Genomic DNA, 18,742 nt, shown 5'->3' with positions numbered 1-18,742 from the left:
GGCGCTAGTCGCCCATTCCTAAACCACCATCGATGGGAATCACCGCGCCAGTGATGTAAGCCGCACCATCACCCACGAGGAATTCCACAACAGTGGCTATTTCGTCCGGCTCAGCATAACGACCAAGAGGCACGATGCTCACGATCTCAGCGCGACGATCGTCACCTAATTCAGCTGTCATATCGGTATTTACGAAACCTGGCGTTAAGACATTGACGGTGATGCCTCTCCCGCCAACCTCGCGTACCAGTGAACGAGCAGCTCCGATAAGTCCCGACTTCGCAGCCGAATAGTTGACCTGACCAGCCGAACCAATAATGCCCACAACGGAAGACATAAAGATGATGCGTCCATAGCGCGCCTTCAACATGCTTCGCAATGCACGACGTGCCAATTTGATGGAGCCGGAAAGATTCGTATTGATCACTTCGTCAATGTCTTCATCGCTCATCCGCATCAGCAATGTGTCACGGGTCATTCCGGCATTGGCGATCAAGATTTCAACTGGTCCGAATTTCTCTTCAATTTCGGTAAAACCAGCATCAATTGATGCGGTGCTCGACACGTCCATGGTTACAGCATTGAGACCATCTGGTGCAGTACCTATGCGAGAACCAACAACAACCGTGTAACCGCCGGCGCGCAGTAATTGAGCAATGCTCAACCCGATACCGCGATTACCTCCAGTGACGAGCGCGACCCGTGACATGTGAACCTTTTCTTCGAAAATTATTGAGCGCCGGAATCTTCCATGCGATATCCAACCTTGAGAGAGACCTGAAAGTGATCAACCTCGCCGTCGCGGACATAGCCACGAATCTGGGTAACCTCAAACCAATCCAGATGACGAACGGTCTTGGAGGTTCGGCTAATAGCGCTTCGAATAGCCACGTCTACGCCCTCATTTGAGGTGCCGACTACTTCAGTGATGCCATATGTGCGATTCATGATTGGACCGTACACCGAGACGCGATGGCAGGCGTAGGCTCTCCCTGTGGAGTCTTATCCCGATTCGGGCCCCGATCGAGTCGAACAGGACATTTTCAATGTCACTGCCGCTCAGCGCCCGTTAAGCGTCGAACAAACGGGACGTACCCGTAAGTATCTGATCTCGATGCTGATCCGCACCTTGTGCGTTATTGGCGCAATTTTCATACCCGGGTGGCCACGCTGGGTGTTGATTGCGGGTGCAATCGTTCTGCCATATCTCGCTGTGGTGATAGCAAACGCAGGCCGAGAAAACGATGAGGTAGGCACCATGGGTGTGGCACCAGAAGTGCAACCTGCCCTGCCACCAACGTCATCCCGGGTGATCATTGGCGAAGTTGTTGATGCTGGCCCGGACAAGAACTGACTCACATGCTTGCCCTATTGCGCACCAGAAGGTGGATCAGCTTCACAGCACTTGTTGTGCTGGTGATCATTGGATTCGGTTTACTCAGCCGATGGCAGTGGAGTCGGGCCGAAAATAAGCGAGTAGAACGAGTTGAATTAGAAGAGGCATCGCTTCTCAAACCCTCGCAATTGCCTTCATCAAACACTTTGGGCAATACAGCTCAATGGACTCGTTTCACCGCGGCTGGAACTTTCGACCCAAAAAATCAAGTTGTTGTGCGCAAACGCCCGCTTAATGGAACCAACGGTTTTTGGGTGATGACGCTATTCAAGACTGATGAACAACGCAGCGTATGGGTCAATCGCGGGTGGATGCCAGTGCAGGGTATTGCAACAGCTATGCCCAAGATCCCAGAACCCTCCGCAGGTCACCAACAGATAACTGGGGCCTGGAGAAATTACGAACCTGCACAAAACGGTGATCTCAATGGTTTACCTGTAGGAATGATTCCCGCCCCTGCGCCAGAGGTGCTCCCGGTACAAGCTTCAGAGCCCGGATACCTTCAACTCACAGCTCCAAAACAGTCAGGCTTAGTGGCCATCGACACTCCAGAAATTAATGAAGGTCAAAACATTTCGTACGCCGTGCAGTGGTTTCTCTTCGCACTTGTAGCAATTGTCGGATGGTTCATCTTCTTGCGACGCGAAGCCGCCGACGATGCGAGAATTGCTCGAACTAATCAGTCGTAGCAAATTGCGTGTTATAGAGGTCCGAATACGTTCCCTGCAGCTTCAAGAGTTCTTCATGCGAACCACGTTCGGCTACAACGCCATCGGCGATAACAAGAATTTGATCTGCGTTACGAATAGTTGAGAGACGATGAGCGATTACAAGCGATGTTCGTCCAACGAGAGCACTATCCAAAGCACGTTGAACGGCCGCCTCGCTTTCGCTATCCAAATGTGCCGTCGCTTCATCGAGAATCAAGAGCTTTGGACTCTTAAGCAACACCCGAGCCAAAGCCAATCGCTGCTTTTCCCCACCTGAAAGACGATGCCCACGGTCTCCAACCACAGTGTTCAAACCATTTGGCAATGAGCGCACAAGATCGATGATCTGTGCGGCCTCCAGTGCGGCATAAATCTCATCATCAGTCGCCTTTGGTCGCGCGTAACGCAAATTCGCTCCGATGGTGTCGTGGAAGAGATGTGCGTCTTGAGTAACGACTCCAAGATTGGCATGCAAATCAAGCTGCGACACATCTCTGATATCCACACCACCGATTGAGATCGCTCCGCTACTGACGTCATATAGCCGTGTGACAAGAGCGCTTATCGTGCTTTTGCCTGCTCCTGATGGTCCAACTATTGCCGTCAGTGTTCCAGCAGGCACCTCAAAGGAAACACCCGTAAGTACCGGATCATTTTCAAAATGTTCCTCCTTGCGAGCAACGCTTTCCAATGAAGCCAGAGACACTTCGCGTGCGGTTGGATACGTAAAACTCACGTTGTCGAACTTCAAGGACAGTGAAGTTTCAGGGAGTTTGATTGGATTTCGTGGATCTTGAACCGCTGGAGTCAGATCCAAAACCTCGAATACACGATCAAAAGATACAAGCGCTGTCATGATGTCAATGCGCACGTTGGAAAGTGCAGTTAATGGCCCGTAGAGCTGAGCCAACAGGCCTACGAGTGCGAGCAAGGTTCCTAGCGTAAGAACTCCACTGATGACCAAGTTGCCGCCAAGACCATAGGCAACGGCTGTGGCTAAAGCCGCAACTAAGGTCAAAGCTGAGAAGAACCATCGGTTGGCCATTGCCATCTTGATGCCAATGTCTCGTACTCGAACAGCCTTGCCGGAAAAATTGTCTGCTTCCTCCTCGGGGCGCCCAAAAAGTTTCACGAGAAGTGCTCCAGCAACATTGAAACGCTCAGACATTTGATTGCTCATATCTGCATTGAGTTTCATTTGGTCACGCGTGAGCTCTTGAAGTTTGCGACCCATCCAACGGGCAGGGATGAGAAATAGTGGTACCAGAACTAGTGATGTCAACGTAACTTGCCACGAAAGGATAAACATCGTGACCAGCACAATCGTCAGCGAAATGAGGTTACCGATGACACCACTGAGAGTCGATGTGAATGCTTGTTGCGCACCGATCACATCGCTGTTTAAGCGTGAAATGAGCGCGCCCGTTTGTGCACGAGTGAAGAACGCAATTGATTGGCGCTGAACGTGGTCGAAGACCTGAGTGCGCAGATCAAAGATCAGGCCTTCACCAATACGTGCCGAGAACCATCGTCCAACCAACCCGAGCACTGCATCGAGAATCGCCAAAATAGCTATCAAGATCGCCGTATTCGTGACGACCGAGGAATCTCCAACGGATACACCTTTGTCAATGATGCGGCGAAAAAGTAACGGTTGCGCCACTGTTAAAACAGCTGCAAACACCAAGGTCACAAGCAATGCGATGACAATCACTTTGTACGGACGCGCATAACCCAAGATGCGACGAACAAGTCCTTTGCCAAGACTCTTTTTCAGCACTGAACGATCACTAGACATCGAGCGCTTCGTCATCCACACACTGTGATTAGCCATGGGCTACTCCTTTAGGCAAGTTCAACAAGGTCTGCATAATCGGCGCTCCAATGGTCTTCGTCACCATCTGGAAGCAAGAGCACGCGTTCTGGATCAAGGGCGAACACTGCGCCAGGATCATGGGTAACCAACACAACGGCCCCTTCGTAGCTGCGCAGCGCTGAGAGCACTTCCTCGCGGCTAGCAGGATCAAGGTTGTTCGTTGGTTCATCGAGCAACAAGACGTTGGCACCTGAAACCACTAAGCAGGCCAAGGCTAATCGAGTCTTTTCGCCGCCAGAAAGCACTGCTGTTGGCTTATCGACATCGTCACCACTGAAAAGAAATGAACCAAGAACCGTGCGCTGCTTGGTGTCATCAAGATCGGGTGAATTGCGTTTCATCATCTCCAACACGGTGGCTGTTGGATCCAAAGTTTCGTGTTCCTGCGCGTAGTACCCAATAACTGCACCATGGCCCGGCAACACTTCACCGGTATTGGGGGGATCAACTTGGCCAAGGATGCGTAGCAACGTGGTTTTTCCAGCACCGTTGAGCCCCAAGATCACAACACGTGATCCACGGTCAATCGCAAGGTCAACATCCGTGAACACTTCAAGTGACCCATAAGTTCGCGACAGCCCCTTGGCAGTAAGGGGCACCTTTCCGCACGGTTTTGGTGTAGGGAATCGCAATTTTGCGACCTTGTCCGCTACGCGGGTGTCATCGAGGCCTTCCATAAGCGCATCGGCACGCTTGAACATATTTTGTGCGGCTGTTGCCTTCGATGCCTTGGCGCGCATGCGATTTGCTTGATTTCGCAATTGTTCAGCTTGCTGTTCAGCATTTCTGCGCTCACGCTTACGGCGACGCTCATCGGTTTCGCGGGCAGTTTGGTAGGCGTCCCAACCCATGGCGTACACATCAATTTCACGGCGGTTGGCATCCAGGTGCCACACCTTGTTCACCGTGTCATGGAGAAGTTCGGTGTCGTGACTAATCACGATGAATCCGCCTTCGTAGGCACCCAAGAATTTGCGTAGCCAACGAATGGAATCCGCATCAAGGTGGTTGGTCGGTTCGTCGAGCAGGAGCACCTCGGCTCCACTAAACAGGATTCGCGCTAATTCAACGCGACGGCGCTGACCACCAGAAAGAGTGCCTAGCGGCTGACCAAGGATTCGATCATCAAGACCAACTGAGGCCGCAATTGAAGCCGCCTGAGATTCAACGGCGTACCCACCGAGGGCCTCAAACTCTGCTTCCGCGCGTGCGTATCGCGCAACAATGCGATCGCGCTCATCTGGATCTTGGGTATCCATTGCCATCGATGTTTCCTGCATCCGACGCATCACGTCTTGCAAGCCACGGGCGCTCAGGATGCGATCTCGCGCTAATTCGTCTGGGTCACCCGAACGTGGATCTTGGGGCAAATAGCCCACAGACCCAGTTGAGTGAATCGAGCCGTTTGTTGGCAGGGTTTCACCAGCCAAAGCCTTAGTGAGCGTGGTTTTACCCGCGCCATTGCGGCCGACAAGGCCTACGCGATCACCTTTACCGACTCGGAAACTGGCTTGAGACAACAAAAGCTGCGCGCCAGCACGCAACTCCACATCTGTGGCAACAATCATTAATTAGACATTAAATCCCAAGGAGCGCAGCATGTCGCGTCCATCGTCTGTGATCTTGTCGGGGCCCCAAGGTGGCATCCATACCCAATTGATACGGAAATCATCCACAACGGTGCTTAACGCAGCTCGAGTTTGATCCTCAATCACATCTGTCAGAGGGCAGGCTGCCGAGGTCAGGGTCATATCCACTGTGGCGATATTTGTTTCATCGACGGTGACTCCGTAGACCAAACCAAGGTCAACAACATTGATACCTAGTTCAGGATCGACAACATCGCGCATTGCCTCCAGCACATCATCTTCTGTTGCGGCGCTCATGCTCCCTCTCCTGTTGTTAATAGTCCAGCCTGTATTTCCGCATCTTGTAAAGCCATCCAAGACAACAAAGCGCATTTCACTCTCGCTGGGAACTTTGCGACGCCAGCAAAAGCGATGGCATCTCCGAGAACATCCTCATCTGGCTCCCCTGCACCTTGTGCATGCATGAGCTCCAAAAACGCCTTGCGAATTTCTTCGCTGCGTTCAATTGATTCACCAGTGACGAGTTCAACTAAGACACTGGCACTGGCTTGGGAAATTGAACAACCCTGTCCGTCGTAACCAACAATCAAGCCGCCTTCGGCATCTCGATTCACTTGCACCGTGATTTCATCACCGCAGGTGGGGTTGACGTGAAACGCGCTTCCCAGCGGCTTATTGAGTAAACCTTTACCCCGCGGGTGTTTGTAATGATCCAAGATGATGTCTTGGTACAACGATTCAAGATCCATCACTTCACTCCAAAGAAAGTCTGTGCCGCAACGATGCCTTCCAGGGCCGCGTCAATATCTGCGATGTCGTTGTATATGTAGGGGGAAATGCGCGTTGTGGATGGAACACCAAAATGGCGACAAGTAGGCCACGCGCAGTGATGACCTACACGAACGGCTACTCCGCGACTATCGAGAACTTGACCAACATCGTGCGGGTGGAGTCCGTCAACGACGAAGGAAACAGCGCTTCCGCGATCGAGAACTGTTGTTGGTCCAATGATTCGAACGCCGTTGAGTGCATTCAGCGCGTTGACTGTGTATTCCGCTAGAGCATGCTCGTGTTCGGCAACTGCCTGCATACCCAAGCTTTCGAGGTAACGAACACCCGCCGCTAGAGCAACAGCCTGAGCGACAACAGGAGTACCAGCCTCGAATTTTTGAGGCGGTGGAGCAAACGTGCTTTTCTCCATCTCAACCATTTGGATCATTGATCCACCGGTGAGAAATGGGGGCATCGCTTCCAAGATTTCTTCAGTTCCCCATAAACAACCGATGCCGGTCGGACCTAGCATTTTGTGCCCACTCCACGCAAACAGATCCGCGTGAAGTTCGTGCACATTCACCGGCATATGCGGCACAGATTGACACCCATCAACTATTCCAACCGCCCCAACAGCATGCGCGCGATCCATGATGAATTGAACAGGATTAATTGTGCCCAAAATATTTGATTGGTGCACGATACTGACGACTTTCGTGGTGCTATCGATGAGTTCATCGAGGTTTGTTAGATCAAGTCGACCATCTTCAGTCAACGGAATCCAACGCAGCGTTGCTCCAGTCTTGCGGCACACCTCTTGCCATGGAATGAGATTGGCGTGGTGTTCCATTTCGCTAATAACAATGGAATCACCCGGGTGCAGTACAAACCGAGGATCAACAGCACCTGAATCATGCGTTCCAATAGCGGTTGCATTTGAAAATGCGTACGCAGCGAGATTCAAACTCTCCGTTGCATTTTTGGTGAACACCAGGTCTTTGGCACGACCACCAACAAAGCCGGCTATAACTTTACGAGCATCTTCGAAGTCATCAGTTGCAAGTTCGGCAAGAGCATGTGCACCGCGATGCACGGCCGCGTTGTGCTGTTCGTAATAATCACGTTCAGCATCAAGAACAACAGTTGGCTTCTGGGACGTTGCACCGCTATCGAGGTACACCAATGGCTGCCCACCACGAACTGTGGTCGACAGGATTGGAAAGTCAGCCTTGATGGCTGCGACATCGAGAGCGGTCATTGAATTAGCTAGCTCTTGACCGTAGTGAAACGCTCGTAACCTTCAGATTCAAGAATCTCTGCTAACTCTGGTCCGCCCGTTTCCACAATGCGACCTTCGGCAAAAACGTGCACGACATCTGGTTTGATGTAACGCAGGATTCGCGTGTAATGAGTGATAAGCAAAGTACCGGCACCGGTTTCGTCGCGGAAACGGTTCACACCTTCAGAAACGACGCGAAGTGCGTCAACGTCAAGGCCGGAGTCCGTTTCATCCAGAACGGCGATTTTTGGCCGCAACAATCCAAGCTGCAAGATCTCGAGACGCTTTTTTTCACCGCCAGAGAAGCCTTCATTGAGATTACGTTCGGCAAATGAAGGATCCATTTGGATTGCCGCCATGGCCTCCTTCATTTCCTTAATCCACAGGCGAAGCTTGGGCGCTTCCCCGCGAACGGCAGTTACCGCGGTACGAAGGAAGTTGGCAACAGATACGCCAGGTACTTCAACGGGATACTGCATCGCGAGGAAAAGGCCAGCTCGTGCGCGCTCATCGACACTCATCGAAAGCACATCGACGCCATCGAGAGTTATTGATCCTGAAGTCACGGTGTAGCGAGGATGACCAGCGATGACGTAGGCCAAAGTTGACTTGCCAGAACCATTAGGTCCCATGATCGCGTACGTTCGTGCCGATTCAATCTTCAGAGTCACACCCTTGAGAATGTCTTTTGGACCTTGATCCGTTTCCACTTGAGCGTGCAAGTCGGTGATTAGTAATGAACTCATAGTTAATGCGCTCCATCAGTTGTGACAGGTGTGGGTTCGGTTGCTACTTCAATGAACGTGACGTCGCCTTCGACTACAAGTCTCACTTCGTAGGTGGGGACTGCGAAAATTGCAGGTGGCGAGAGTGGTGCTCCCGTTCGGAGGTTGAACTGTGATCCATGAAGCCAACACTCGATTGTGCAATCAATGACTTCGCCTTCAGATAACGAAACATCTGCGTGTGAACAAATATCGGAAATCGCGAATACACCTTCGGCACAGTTCACTACTGCGATATCACGATTGTTCACTACAACCTTGAGCGATGTACCAACCGGAATATCTGCAACCGTTGCCACGCGCAAGAAATCACTCATCGTCATCCCCAAATGTTTCAATTCCTAAGCGCGAAGAGATCTTGGCAAGGAGTTGATCGCGCCATTCATCGTTTCCGACACGTCCGAGTACCTCGGCAAAGAATCCCCGCACAACAAGTTGACGTGCCACATCAAGTGGAATACCACGTGATTGAAGATAGAAAACTTGCTCATCATCGAATCGGCCAGTGGCACTTGCATGTCCGGCCTTGACGATCTCACCGGTTTCAAGTTCAAGATTAGGAACTGAATCTGCGCGCGCCCCTTCGGAAAGAAGGAGATTGCGATTCACTTGATGCGTGTCGGTTCCGATAGCTTCTTTACGAACCAGGACGTCACCAATCCAGACGCTGCGAGCACCGGCATTGAGCAATGCACCCTTGTACATCACATTACTCTTGCAATATGGCTGATCGTGATTGACGAAGATCCGTTGTTCAACATGCTGACCAGCATCGGCAAGGAACACACCGAGAAGTTCAGCAGAGCCACCTGGTGCTGAATAAGTTACCGAATTCTGAATCCGCAAAGCACCGCCACCAATAACCGCAAGTGCGCCAGTGAATTGTGCATCGCGACCAAGGGTTACCGGTAATTGCAGAGCTAATGCGGTTGAGTTCTCACCCTCAATGGTCGTGATGACGGTCAGTCGAGCATTGTCGCCAACAGTGATAACAGTGGAACCGGAAATCTCACTCGTCAGAGTCTGGCGAATGACAACTACCGCGGAACTGAAGTGACCAGCAACGATTTCCAGATGCTGATACGCCTGAGCTGTGTCTGTCGTGAGGTCCACAACGATGGGCTCATTGATCTCGGCTTGGGCCGGGATTTCGAGCACTCCACCTTCGCGAACGTGCGCTCGAGCCACAGCCGCCGCGATATCGGTAGGAATCCAGGTGCTGGCGATCGATGAAATGCCAACCATCTGGACTCCAGCACCCGTTGCACGAACAACGCCGGCATTGGCATCGGGAACGAAGAAATGCTTGAGGCGATTGAACGCCGAAAACTTCCATTCCTCATCACGAGCCGTGGGCTCGATGAAAACGGCAGGGTCGTATGAGCGCGTACGCGGCGCAAGATCCACCGGTGGAACAACGACAACTTCAAGACTCATCCGACTGCACCCTCCATCTGCAATTCGATGAGACGGTTGAGCTCAATGGCATATTCCATTGGCAGTTCACGTGCGATTGGTTCGATAAAGCCGCGCACGATCATTCCCATGGCTTCGTCTTCAGTCATTCCGCGCGACATCAAGTAGAAGAGCTGACTATCGCTAATCTTCGAAACCGTTGCTTCGTGACCCATTGATACATCATCTTCACGTACATCAACATATGGATAGGTATCCGAACGCGAATCATCATCCACAAGCAGTGCATCGCACTTAACAGTGGCGCGAGAGCCATGGCAACCCTCGTTGATTTGCACGAGACCACGGTACGAAGAACGCCCACCGCCGCGAGCTACTGATTTCGACACGATTGTTGAAGTGGTGTTTGGAGCCGCATGGATCATCTTTGAACCTGCGTCCGTATGCATTCCTGGTCCGGCAAAGGCCAAGGACAACGTTTCGCCGTGTGCACGCTCACCCATGAGCCAGACGGCTGGGTATTTCATCGTTACCTTTGAGCCTAGATTGCCGTCAATCCATTCCATGGTTGCGTCTTCATGGCAGATCGCTCGCTTAGTTACAAGGTTATAGACGTTTGTGGACCAGTTCTGAATGGTGGTGTATCGACACTTCGCACCTTTCTTCACAATGATTTCCACAACTGCGGAGTGCAATGAATCAGACGAATAGATGGGTGCGGTACAGCCTTCTACGTAATGCACGCGTGCACCCTCATCAATGATCATCAAGGTGCGTTCGAACTGACCCATGTTTTCGGTGTTGATGCGGAAATAGGCCTGTAATGGAATTTCGACATCAACGCCCTTGGGAACATAGATAAACGATCCACCTGACCACACTGCAGTATTGAGCGATGCGAACTTGTTATCGCCAACTGGGATAACTGTGCCGAAGTACTCCCGGAAGAGTTCCTCGTGCTCACGCAAGGCGGTGTCCGTGTCCAGGAACAGCACGCCTTGTTCTTCTAGATCTTCCCGAATCTTGTGGTAGACCACTTCTGATTCATATTGCGCTGCGACGCCTGCAACCAGCCGCTGCTTCTCGGCCTCTGGGATACCCAAACGATCGTAGGTATTTTTGATGTCGTCAGGAAGATCTTCCCAACTGCTCGCTGTTTTTTCCGTTGAGCGCACAAAGTACTTGATGTTGTCGAAATCAATGCCGCTGAGATCCGCACCCCAAGCCGGCATCGGTTTGCGTTCAAATAGGCGCAGACCTTTCAGACGCAGCTCGAGCATCCATTCTGGTTCGTTTTTCTTCGCACTAATGTCTCGAACGACTTCTTCGTTTAGGCCACGACGCGCATTGGTACCCGCACTATCCGGGTCATGCCATCCATAGTCATATCGGCCAAGTTCGTCGATCGTTGCTGCTTGCTCAGTACTCATACGAGTGCCTTTCGCTGAACGAGTGGAATAACAGTTGTGCACACGCCGTCACCGTGAGCGAGTGTCGCTAACCGAGTGACGTGTAATCCAAGTGCGTCACCTAGTGCTTGTGTTTCTGCTTCGCAAAGTTCTGGGAATTCAGTAGCGGCGTCAATGACTGGGCAGTGGTGTTGACACAGTTGCACTGCATAGCCACCATCGGACGTTTTTTCAACAGAGGCTGCGTATCCAGCAGTCGTGAGCGTTTGCGCTAGCTGTTCAATCGCAAGTTCTGTCGTTGTTGCAGTTGGTTCTATTTGCAACATGAGTTTCTTTGCTCGTTGGTCTGCAAACGCGACGATGCCCTCATGTCCTTGGGTTTCTGCAACAAAACGTAAAGCGTCAATTGCCAACGAGTCGTATTCCTGATTGAGCGCAGCGCGACCTCGCGCGGTCAAACTAAATACCTGGCTAGGTCGCCCCCGACGCTTCACCGGAGCGGGACCATACGGAGCGCGTTCAGCAGCCTCGACTAATCCTTCAGCGCTCAAGGTGGAAAGAGACTTGCGGATAGCCGCCGAGGACAGTGCCAGACGCTGCGCCAATTGCGTAGGAGTGCCGGGCCCGTCGTTCAACAGGCTACGAGCGACACGCTCTGCCGCATCTCCAGGGAATTTCACAACCTCATTGTTGCGTAATTCGATGCGAAGTCCAAATTCTGCCGATTTATCACACTGAGACCCCGCGGTTGCCCTTCGACTCGTGTGCCTATGCTCGGAGTGTGCTTGCAGTAGAGATCTCGGACCTGACCGTCCGATACGGCGAAATAATTGCCGTTGATCACCTGGATTTCATCGCTCCAATGGGTCAAATCACCGCATTGCTTGGCCCAAATGGCGCGGGCAAAAGCAGCACCATTGAAGTTGCCTGTGGAATGCGGCCTGCTACATCAGGTCGCGTGCGGCTTTTGGGTATGGATCCTCAAGATCCTTCGGTGCGCGCTCAGGTCGGGGTGATGTTGCAAACAGGTGGCCTGTTCCCTACTGCCCGCCCACTTGAATGGCTGCAGTACTTGGCCAAGTTGTATCCCAATCCCGCTAATCCAGCACAGTTGCTCGAAGCAGTCGGAATTAATCCAGGCTTGCGCACCCAAACACGACGTATGTCCGGTGGCGAACAACAGCGAGTGAAGTTAGCCGCAGCCTTGCTGCCATCCCCGGCATTGCTTTTCCTTGATGAACCCACCGCTGGGCTGGACGCACTTGCTCGTCGCAATCTGCTTGAACTGTTGCGTGAGCAACGCAACCAAGGCAAAGCAATCGTCCTGACAACCCATGTATTGCCAGACGTTGAAGATCTGGCTGATTCGATTTCTGTCATGTCCAACGGGCGCATCGCCATGCAGGGCACATTGGCCGAACTCACGGGATCCTCAGATGCCATTTCCTTCACAGGCCCAATGCATCTAGAAATTTTGGGGCTGCAAGTTGCACTTCCAGAGGGGTATGGCGTCACTGAACCAGAACCAGGGCGCTACATCGTTACTGGTAGTCCAACTCCACAAGTCATGGCGACCATTGCGTCTTGGTGCGCTCAGCATGGAGTCTTGGTGAGCGATCTGGGGGTCGGCAATCGCACGTTAGAACAGTTGCTTATTGATACATCACTGGAGAGCGGGCAATGAAGCACGTTTCGCAAGCTCGCCGAATAAGCGCCCACGCCGGCTGGGAATTGAAACTTCTCATCCGCAACGGTGAACAGTTGTTACTTACGTTTGTCATCCCTGTCGTGCTGCTGCTAGCGCTAGGGCTTACAAATTTATCGAATCAAACCATTAACGCCGCTGTCCCAACAGTATTCGCAGTCAGCATTCTGGCTACATGCTTTACATCCTTGGCAATTGGTACAGGATTTGAACGCCGCTCTGGAGCACTGCGTTATCTTGGCACCACTCCCCTCAGCCGCCTGGATCTCATTCTTGGCAAACTCATAGCTACCGCAACACTGACATTGATGTCGATTGCAGTAGTCGCGATCACTGGGCTTTTTCGTAACTGGCGCCCATCGATTTTCGGACTCTTCATTGCCCTGCTCATCATTGTGTTGTCCGCCGCCGTGTGGGTTGCATGGGCCTTGGTCATTGCCGGTCACTTCCGGGCAGAAGCTGTGTTAGCCATCGCAAATGGTCTGTTTCTCGTCATGATGATCTTCGGTGGAGTTGTCATAGCTACCAGTCACATGCCAACCGCTGTCGCACATGTTGTCAATCTTCTGCCGAGCGCTGCAATGGCAAACGGACTCAGGGATGCACTTGAATCGGGGGAAATCCCATATTTGGCACTCGTGATTCTCGCTGTTTGGGCGTTTGCTGGTACTTGGTTGGCTAGAAAAGTTTTTCGATGGGAGCCCTAACAATGCAATCACAACGCGCAGGTAAGTCAGCTCGCGGGATTTACATAGCAAACCTTGTCGCACAGGGCGCAATCGTGATTACAGGAGCGACAGTTCGACTCACGGGATCGGGGCTCGGTTGCCCGACATGGCCGCAGTGCGTTGATGGTTCGTACACGCCCACTGCAAGTCAAGAGCAGGAATGGCACAAACTCGTAGAATTTGGCAATCGAACGCTCACATTTGCTCTTGTTGTATTGGCGATCGCGGCCATAATTTTCGCAGTTGTTGATCAACGTAATCGTGTGCGCCGTGGTGGCAATCGCCGCGGATTCCTATTGTTTTTAGCTGCTATTCCATTTCTTGGAACCTTTGCTCAGGCAATTCTGGGGGGAATTACCGTCCTGACAGGTTTGAGTCCAATCACGGTTGCCTCGCATTTGCTGCTGTCGATGGCCCTCATCGCAGGCTGTGTCGCGCTCGTGGTTCGTTCTGGTGATGAAGGTGATGCACCGGTGCAATTACTCGTTCGCAGAGAAATCCGTGTGCTCACGTGGATTCTTATCGGAGTCACTTCATTGGTAGTCATCATGGGAACGGTGGTGACGGGAAGTGGTCCCCATAGTGGCGACGCCAAAGCTGAACTTCGCTTTAGTTTCGATCCACGAATGGTGTCCTGGCTTCACGCTGACATTGTGTTGCTCTTCATCGGCTTAGTCGTGGCGCTTCTTCTTGCGCTGTATCTCACCAATGCCCCGACAGGGGCGATCAAACTCACGTGGTTGTTGGTTGCCATTTCACTTGCTCAAGCAGCGATTGGTTACACCCAGTACTTCACTGGCTTACCTGAATTACTTGTTCTTGTTCACGTGACCGGCGCGGTCCTTCTGTGGATCACTATCTTGTTTATACCTTCTCGCGAACGCATACGCGAAACAATCAGTTCGTAAATACGAACGGATCTACTGCCACCGCTAAGAACAGCAGTGCCAAATAGGTAATCGAGTAGTGAAATAGCCGCATTGCCAAGGCTAATAAATCTTCGTTGGCTTTGCGTGCAGCACTACGCAGCCGATAGGCCTCCACCATAAAAACGGCTCCGAGAACAATTGCTGACACGTCGTAAACAGGGCCCATCGGTGCAACCGGAATCAGCGCAAGTGACACCAAAACCATCACCCAGCTATAACGAAGGATGCTTTGGGTTACTTGTTCGGAGGTCTTCAAAACAGGCAGCATTGGAATACCAGCCCGCTCATAATCATCCTTATATTTCATTGCCAACGGCCAGTAATGCGGCGGCGTCCAGAAAAAAACGATGAGGAACAGCACCACTGGTGTCCAGGTTAAGGATCCAGTAACTGCAGACCAGGCGATTAGAACAGGCATGCAACCTGCAGCCCCACCCCAAACGATGTTCTGTGCGGTGCGTCTCTTGAGCCACATCGTGTAACCGACCGCGTAGGCCGCAATGGCTACCAACGCTAAAACCGCTGCAAGATAATTGGTCCACCAGGCCAAGAAAAATGCGCTGGCGATACTTAATAGGAAACCCTGGAACAAGCCCGCACGCACGCTCACAATGCCCATGGCGGCAGGCCGCTTATCAGTTCGGTGCATAACGGCATCGATATCGCGGTCGTACACACTATTCAATGTGTTCGCGCCCATCGCAGCCAGCGCGCCACCAACGAGTACGGCGATTGTGGCTTGCAAGGTCGGAAGCCCCTGAGCAGCCAAAAACATTGTGGGTACAGCGGTGACAAGCAGAAGTTCGACAATGCGAGGTTTCGTCAACGCCACATGTGCGGCCAAACGTTGACGTGGTGTGGTGCCGGAGACCTGGAGACCTGTTGTCACTCCCTAAGCCTAGCCGTGGACTGGTGGTCATGATGTCTGCCTAGCCGCACTAGTGTTTTCCTCGTGACGGAACTTGACTGGACCACCACTGACGAACGCGCAACTGCATACCTGAGGGCATTGGCCATGGATGCAGTGCAAAAGGCCACGAATGGGCACCCCGGAACGGCAATGACCTTGGCTCCTGTGGCCTACTTGCTGTTTCAGCGTGTGATGCGCCACGACCCTGCAGACCCCACCTGGCTTGGTCGAGATCGCTTTGTCCTGAGTTGCGGACACTCAAGCCTGACGCTTTATAGCGAACTCTTCTTGAGTCAATATGGATTAACCATGGGTGACCTTGAGTCATTTCGTACTGCAGGCGCCCGCACCCCAGGTCATCCTGAACATGGACACACGGCGGGTGTAGAAACAACTACGGGACCACTTGGCAATGGCTTAGCAACTGCAGTTGGCATGGCTATGGGTGCACGTTACGAACGCGGTCTTTTGGATCCAGACGCTGCTGCGGGCACAAGTCCCTTTGACCACCACGTCTGGGTAATTGCCTCTGACGGTGATCTTGAAGAGGGTGTTTCTGGTGAGGCTTCGTCTCTTGCCGGCACTCAAGGACTGCATAACTTAGTTGTGATCTGGGACGATAACCACATTTCCATCGAAGGCGATACTGCAGTTGCATTCACCGAGGACGTGGTTGCTCGGTACGCCTCGTATGGTTGGACTACCCACTATGTCGATCGTCTCAGCGACGGAAATATTGACTTACCTGGCGTTTATGCCGCCATTCAAGCAGCCAAAGAAGAGTCTCATCGTCCAACGTTCATCGCAATGCGATCAACAATCGCGTGGCCAGCACCCAAGCTGCAGAACACCGCGAAGTCACACGGGTCGGCATTAGGGGTTGAAGAAATTGCAGCGACCAAGTTGGTTCTTGGGTTAAATCCCGATGAGCACTTCGCATTTGATGCGGATGTTTTGGCCGAAGTTCGATCAAAGCTTCATTTGCGCGTCAGCGAACAGCGCCAGGCTTGGACTACGTCGTTCAACGCATGGCGCGAACGTGAACCAATGCGATCCAGCGAACTTGATCGCATCACTAGCCGCGAACTGCCATCCAATTTCAACGCGTCAATTCCTACGTGGGAATTGGGATCAACACTGGCGACTCGCAAGGCGTCAGGTGAAGTCATCAACGCAATTGCTGCAGTTATGCCTGAGTTCTGGGGTGGATCTGCGGATCTCGCAGAGTCGAACAACACGACAATTGAAGGCGGCAAGAGTTTTCTGCCTGCGACAACCCAAATGCCTGACTCTTCGCCGTACGGCCGCATCGTTCATTTTGGAATTCGGGAACATGCCATGGGTGCGGCCCTTAATGGGATGTCATTGAGTGGACTCACCAGACCGTTCGGTGGCACGTTCTTTGTATTCAGTGATTACATGCGTGGTGCAGTTCGACTCTCAGCTCTCATGCAGACTCCTGTTACTTTCGTATGGACACATGACAGTGTTGGACTTGGCGAAGACGGTCCTACACATCAACCAATCGAGCATCTATGGAGTCTTCGCGCCATGCCTGGCTTATCGATTGTTCGCCCGGCAGATGCTAATGAAACTGCGGCAGCTTGGCATGCAACCTTGCACCAGCATCGACCTGTTGGATTGGTGCTGACCCGTCAAAATGTGCCAACCATTTCCGAATCCCACAATGCGCTTGTAGGCCTGCGTCGTGGCGCTTACGTCCTCGCGGATCACGCAGCACCAGAAGTCTTGCTCATGGCGACAGGTTCAGAAGTTCAACTTGCATTAGCAGCCCACGAGCAACTTGCTGAAGAAGGAATATCAAGCCGAGTTATCTCGATGCCATGCCTGGAATGGTTCGACGAACAAGATCAGGCCTATCGAGATTCAGTTCTCCTACCAAATGTACGGGCCCGCGTTTCAGTAGAAGCCGGGGCAACTTTAGGTTGGTGGAAGTACGTCGGCGATCGTGGACGCGTCATCGGAATCGATCACTTTGGAGCCAGCGCTTCAGACAAGGTTCTTTTCCAAGAGTTCGGCATCACAACAGATGCTGTTGTTGCTGCAGCAAAGGCTTCCCTGAACGATCAGTCATAACGAATTGAATTGGAGCGCACCATGCCAACCCCTGCACTTCAAGAACTGACCGATGCTGGTGTTTCAATCTGGCTTGATGATCTCAGTCGCGCCAGGTTAAACACCGGTAGCTTGCAAGAACTCGTTTTGACTAAATGTGTTCGTGGCGTCACTTCGAACCCCTCGATATTTCAGTCTGCTATCTCAAAAGGCGCGGCCGATTACGAGAGTGACCTAGAAGGTCTTACACGCCAAGGCCTCGATGTTGATCTGGTCATCCAGCGCCTAACCACGGACGATGTACGAAACGCGTGCGAGGTCATGTTGCCGGTTTATCAAGCAACGGGTGGTGTCGATGGTCGAGTTTCTATCGAAGTCGATCCACGACTTGCACATGACACACACCGAACAGTCGAACAAGCTCGGGAAATGTGGAACCTTATCGACCGACCAAATCTGTTTATTAAGATTCCTGCGACCAAGGCGGGCCTTCCTGCAATTACAGAGGTGATCGGTCACGGCATCAGCGTCAACGTAACTTTGATTTTCTCCGTGGACCGATATGTCGAAGTTTTAGCTGCATATGAGGCAGGCTTGCGAAAGGCCTTCGCGGCGGGGATCGACGCGTCCACAATTCACAGCGTCGCATCCTTCTTTGTGTCTCGCGTTGATACGGCCGTCGATTCCCAACTCAAGGCACTTGGAACGACACAAGCTTCTGAACTGCTTGGTCAGGCAGCCATTGCAAATGCACGCTTGGCATGGGAGGCCTTTCAGGAGCGGATCGCCAACGACGAATGGGCTATGGCCGCGGCACTCGGCGCAAATGCGCAACGCCCACTATGGGCCTCCACTGGAGTCAAAGACACTGCATATGACGACACCAGGTATGTGATCGATCTTGCCGTTCGCGGGTGCGTGAACACCATGCCCGAGGGAACACTCAACGCGGTCTTTGATCACGGTCAATACCGCGGCGACACTGTGTCTGGCACTGCAGCGCAGTCTCGTGCTGTATGGCAAGCCCTGGAAGCTTTAGGCATCCATCAATCTCAGGTGTGCGATGAACTTGAGAAAGACGGCGTCCAGAAGTTCATCGATGCTTGGGAAGAATTGCGTACAACAGTGCAAATCGCCATGGATCAGATCGTCTAATACTGAGG

At 52.3% G+C, this 18,742-nt stretch carries 20 protein-coding genes; 7 read left to right on the top strand and 13 right to left on the bottom strand.

Annotated features, from left to right (window positions below; translation table 11 throughout):
* Window positions 1-4 precede the first annotated feature (4 nt).
* The gene (gene fabG / locus PHN51_00615) at window positions 5-709 is read right to left on the bottom strand and encodes a 3-oxoacyl-ACP reductase FabG (protein MDD2817279.1); all 705 of its coding nucleotides are present in this window, start codon (window positions 707-709) and stop codon (window positions 5-7) included.
* Window positions 710-729: 20 nt separating this feature from the next.
* On the bottom strand, window positions 730-948 hold the full coding sequence (locus tag PHN51_00610) for a dodecin family protein (GenBank protein MDD2817278.1): 219 nt from the start codon (window positions 946-948) through the stop codon (window positions 730-732).
* 46 nt (window positions 949-994) lie between these two features.
* On the opposite strand from PHN51_00610, the gene PHN51_00605 reads away from it, so the two are divergent.
* The gene (locus PHN51_00605) at window positions 995-1,354 is read left to right on the top strand and encodes a DUF3099 domain-containing protein (GenBank protein ID MDD2817277.1); all 360 of its coding nucleotides are present in this window, start codon (window positions 995-997) and stop codon (window positions 1,352-1,354) included.
* A 5-nt stretch (window positions 1,355-1,359) separates the two neighbouring features.
* Entirely contained in the window at window positions 1,360-2,085 is a 726-nt protein-coding gene (locus PHN51_00600; GenBank protein MDD2817276.1) for an SURF1 family protein, read from the top strand.
* On the opposite strand, the gene PHN51_00595 is transcribed toward PHN51_00600, so the two are convergent.
* Genes PHN51_00595 through PHN51_00550 form a run of 10 tightly spaced genes read right to left on the bottom strand, consistent with a single transcriptional unit; the run spans window position 2,072 to window position 11,911 of the window.
* A complete protein-coding gene (locus PHN51_00595; GenBank protein ID MDD2817275.1) occupies window positions 2,072-3,940 on the bottom strand; it encodes an ABC transporter ATP-binding protein in 1,869 nt (622 codons plus the stop codon). The genes PHN51_00600 and PHN51_00595 overlap by 14 nt on opposite strands.
* Before the next feature lie 11 nt (window positions 3,941-3,951).
* On the bottom strand, window positions 3,952-5,550 hold the full coding sequence (locus PHN51_00590) for an ABC-F family ATP-binding cassette domain-containing protein (GenBank protein ID MDD2817274.1): 1,599 nt from the start codon (window positions 5,548-5,550) through the stop codon (window positions 3,952-3,954).
* Between the two features lie 3 nt (window positions 5,551-5,553).
* Window positions 5,554-5,868 carry a metal-sulfur cluster assembly factor gene (locus tag PHN51_00585; protein ID MDD2817273.1) on the bottom strand — a complete coding sequence of 105 codons (315 nt, stop codon included), beginning with the start codon at window positions 5,866-5,868 and terminating at the stop codon, window positions 5,554-5,556.
* The gene (locus PHN51_00580; GenBank protein MDD2817272.1) at window positions 5,865-6,320 is read right to left on the bottom strand and encodes an SUF system NifU family Fe-S cluster assembly protein; all 456 of its coding nucleotides are present in this window, start codon (window positions 6,318-6,320) and stop codon (window positions 5,865-5,867) included. Before PHN51_00580 ends, PHN51_00585 begins: the two co-directional genes overlap by 4 nt.
* Window positions 6,320-7,600, bottom strand: coding sequence for a SufS family cysteine desulfurase (locus tag PHN51_00575; GenBank protein MDD2817271.1), 1,281 nt, complete (start codon window positions 7,598-7,600; stop codon window positions 6,320-6,322). Before PHN51_00575 ends, PHN51_00580 begins: the two co-directional genes overlap by 1 nt.
* A gap of 8 nt (window positions 7,601-7,608) precedes the next feature.
* A complete protein-coding gene (gene sufC / locus PHN51_00570; protein ID MDD2817270.1) occupies window positions 7,609-8,367 on the bottom strand; it encodes a Fe-S cluster assembly ATPase SufC in 759 nt (252 codons plus the stop codon).
* Window positions 8,368-8,369: 2 nt separating this feature from the next.
* Window positions 8,370-8,723 carry a non-heme iron oxygenase ferredoxin subunit gene (locus PHN51_00565; GenBank protein ID MDD2817269.1) on the bottom strand — a complete coding sequence of 118 codons (354 nt, stop codon included), beginning with the start codon at window positions 8,721-8,723 and terminating at the stop codon, window positions 8,370-8,372.
* Entirely contained in the window at window positions 8,716-9,843 is a 1,128-nt protein-coding gene (locus tag PHN51_00560; protein MDD2817268.1) for a SufD family Fe-S cluster assembly protein, read from the bottom strand. Before PHN51_00560 ends, PHN51_00565 begins: the two co-directional genes overlap by 8 nt.
* Complete coding sequence (gene sufB / locus PHN51_00555) at window positions 9,840-11,252, bottom strand: Fe-S cluster assembly protein SufB (protein ID MDD2817267.1); 1,413 nt, start codon at window positions 11,250-11,252, stop codon at window positions 9,840-9,842. The genes PHN51_00560 and sufB overlap by 4 nt, the downstream gene beginning before the upstream one ends.
* A complete protein-coding gene (locus PHN51_00550; protein MDD2817266.1) occupies window positions 11,249-11,911 on the bottom strand; it encodes a transcriptional regulator in 663 nt (220 codons plus the stop codon). Before PHN51_00550 ends, sufB begins: the two co-directional genes overlap by 4 nt.
* 101 nt (window positions 11,912-12,012) lie before the next feature.
* On the opposite strand from PHN51_00550, the gene PHN51_00545 reads away from it, so the two are divergent.
* Genes PHN51_00545 through PHN51_00535 form a run of 3 tightly spaced genes read left to right on the top strand, consistent with a single transcriptional unit; the run spans window position 12,013 to window position 14,572 of the window.
* Window positions 12,013-12,915, top strand: coding sequence for an ABC transporter ATP-binding protein (locus PHN51_00545; protein ID MDD2817265.1), 903 nt, complete (start codon window positions 12,013-12,015; stop codon window positions 12,913-12,915).
* Complete coding sequence (locus PHN51_00540) at window positions 12,912-13,643, top strand: ABC transporter permease (protein MDD2817264.1); 732 nt, start codon at window positions 12,912-12,914, stop codon at window positions 13,641-13,643. Before PHN51_00545 ends, PHN51_00540 begins: the two co-directional genes overlap by 4 nt.
* Window positions 13,631-14,572 (top strand): COX15/CtaA family protein, encoded by a 942-nt coding sequence (locus PHN51_00535; GenBank protein MDD2817263.1) that lies wholly within the window; start codon window positions 13,631-13,633, stop codon window positions 14,570-14,572. The genes PHN51_00540 and PHN51_00535 overlap by 13 nt, the downstream gene beginning before the upstream one ends.
* Here PHN51_00535 and PHN51_00530 read toward each other — a convergent pair.
* The gene (locus PHN51_00530) at window positions 14,562-15,482 is read right to left on the bottom strand and encodes a heme o synthase (GenBank protein MDD2817262.1); all 921 of its coding nucleotides are present in this window, start codon (window positions 15,480-15,482) and stop codon (window positions 14,562-14,564) included. The genes PHN51_00535 and PHN51_00530 overlap by 11 nt on opposite strands.
* Window positions 15,483-15,545: 63 nt before the next feature.
* On the opposite strand from PHN51_00530, the gene tkt reads away from it, so the two are divergent.
* Window positions 15,546-17,600, top strand: a complete 2,055-nt coding sequence (tkt, locus tag PHN51_00525; GenBank protein MDD2817261.1) for a transketolase — start codon at window positions 15,546-15,548, stop codon at window positions 17,598-17,600.
* Window positions 17,601-17,621: 21 nt separating this feature from the next.
* Window positions 17,622-18,734 carry a transaldolase gene (tal, locus tag PHN51_00520; protein ID MDD2817260.1) on the top strand — a complete coding sequence of 371 codons (1,113 nt, stop codon included), beginning with the start codon at window positions 17,622-17,624 and terminating at the stop codon, window positions 18,732-18,734.
* Window positions 18,735-18,742 lie beyond the last annotated feature (8 nt).

It is taken from the genome of Candidatus Nanopelagicales bacterium, assembly GCA_028687755.1.
GTDB lineage: Bacteria > Actinomycetota > Actinomycetes > S36-B12 > S36-B12 > UBA11398.
This window is presented reverse-complemented; position numbering and strand designations above follow the sequence as displayed.

Bases quoted from the DNA above. Each gene is read 5' to 3' on its own strand.
- PHN51_00575 (MDD2817271.1), bottom strand. From the start codon at position 7,600: ATGACCGCTCTCGATGTCGCAGCCATCAAGGCTGACTTTCCAATCCTG.
- PHN51_00585 (MDD2817273.1), bottom strand. From the start codon at position 5,868: ATGAGCGCCGCAACAGAAGATGATGTGCTGGAGGCAATGCGCGATGTT.
- PHN51_00560 (MDD2817268.1), bottom strand. From the start codon at position 9,843: ATGAGTCTTGAAGTTGTCGTTGTTCCACCGGTGGATCTTGCGCCGCGT.
- tal (MDD2817260.1), top strand. From the start codon at position 17,622: ATGCCAACCCCTGCACTTCAAGAACTGACCGATGCTGGTGTTTCAATC.
- PHN51_00610 (MDD2817278.1), bottom strand. From the start codon at position 948: ATGAATCGCACATATGGCATCACTGAAGTAGTCGGCACCTCAAATGAG.
- sufC (MDD2817270.1), bottom strand. From the start codon at position 8,367: ATGAGTTCATTACTAATCACCGACTTGCACGCTCAAGTGGAAACGGAT.
- PHN51_00565 (MDD2817269.1), bottom strand. From the start codon at position 8,723: ATGAGTGATTTCTTGCGCGTGGCAACGGTTGCAGATATTCCGGTTGGT.
- PHN51_00580 (MDD2817272.1), bottom strand. From the start codon at position 6,320: ATGGATCTTGAATCGTTGTACCAAGACATCATCTTGGATCATTACAAA.
- fabG (MDD2817279.1), bottom strand. From the start codon at position 709: ATGTCACGGGTCGCGCTCGTCACTGGAGGTAATCGCGGTATCGGGTTG.
- PHN51_00535 (MDD2817263.1), top strand. From the start codon at position 13,631: ATGGGAGCCCTAACAATGCAATCACAACGCGCAGGTAAGTCAGCTCGC.
- PHN51_00595 (MDD2817275.1), bottom strand. From the start codon at position 3,940: ATGGCTAATCACAGTGTGTGGATGACGAAGCGCTCGATGTCTAGTGAT.
- PHN51_00600 (MDD2817276.1), top strand. From the start codon at position 1,360: ATGCTTGCCCTATTGCGCACCAGAAGGTGGATCAGCTTCACAGCACTT.
- PHN51_00540 (MDD2817264.1), top strand. From the start codon at position 12,912: ATGAAGCACGTTTCGCAAGCTCGCCGAATAAGCGCCCACGCCGGCTGG.
- sufB (MDD2817267.1), bottom strand. From the start codon at position 11,252: ATGAGTACTGAGCAAGCAGCAACGATCGACGAACTTGGCCGATATGAC.
- PHN51_00590 (MDD2817274.1), bottom strand. From the start codon at position 5,550: ATGATTGTTGCCACAGATGTGGAGTTGCGTGCTGGCGCGCAGCTTTTG.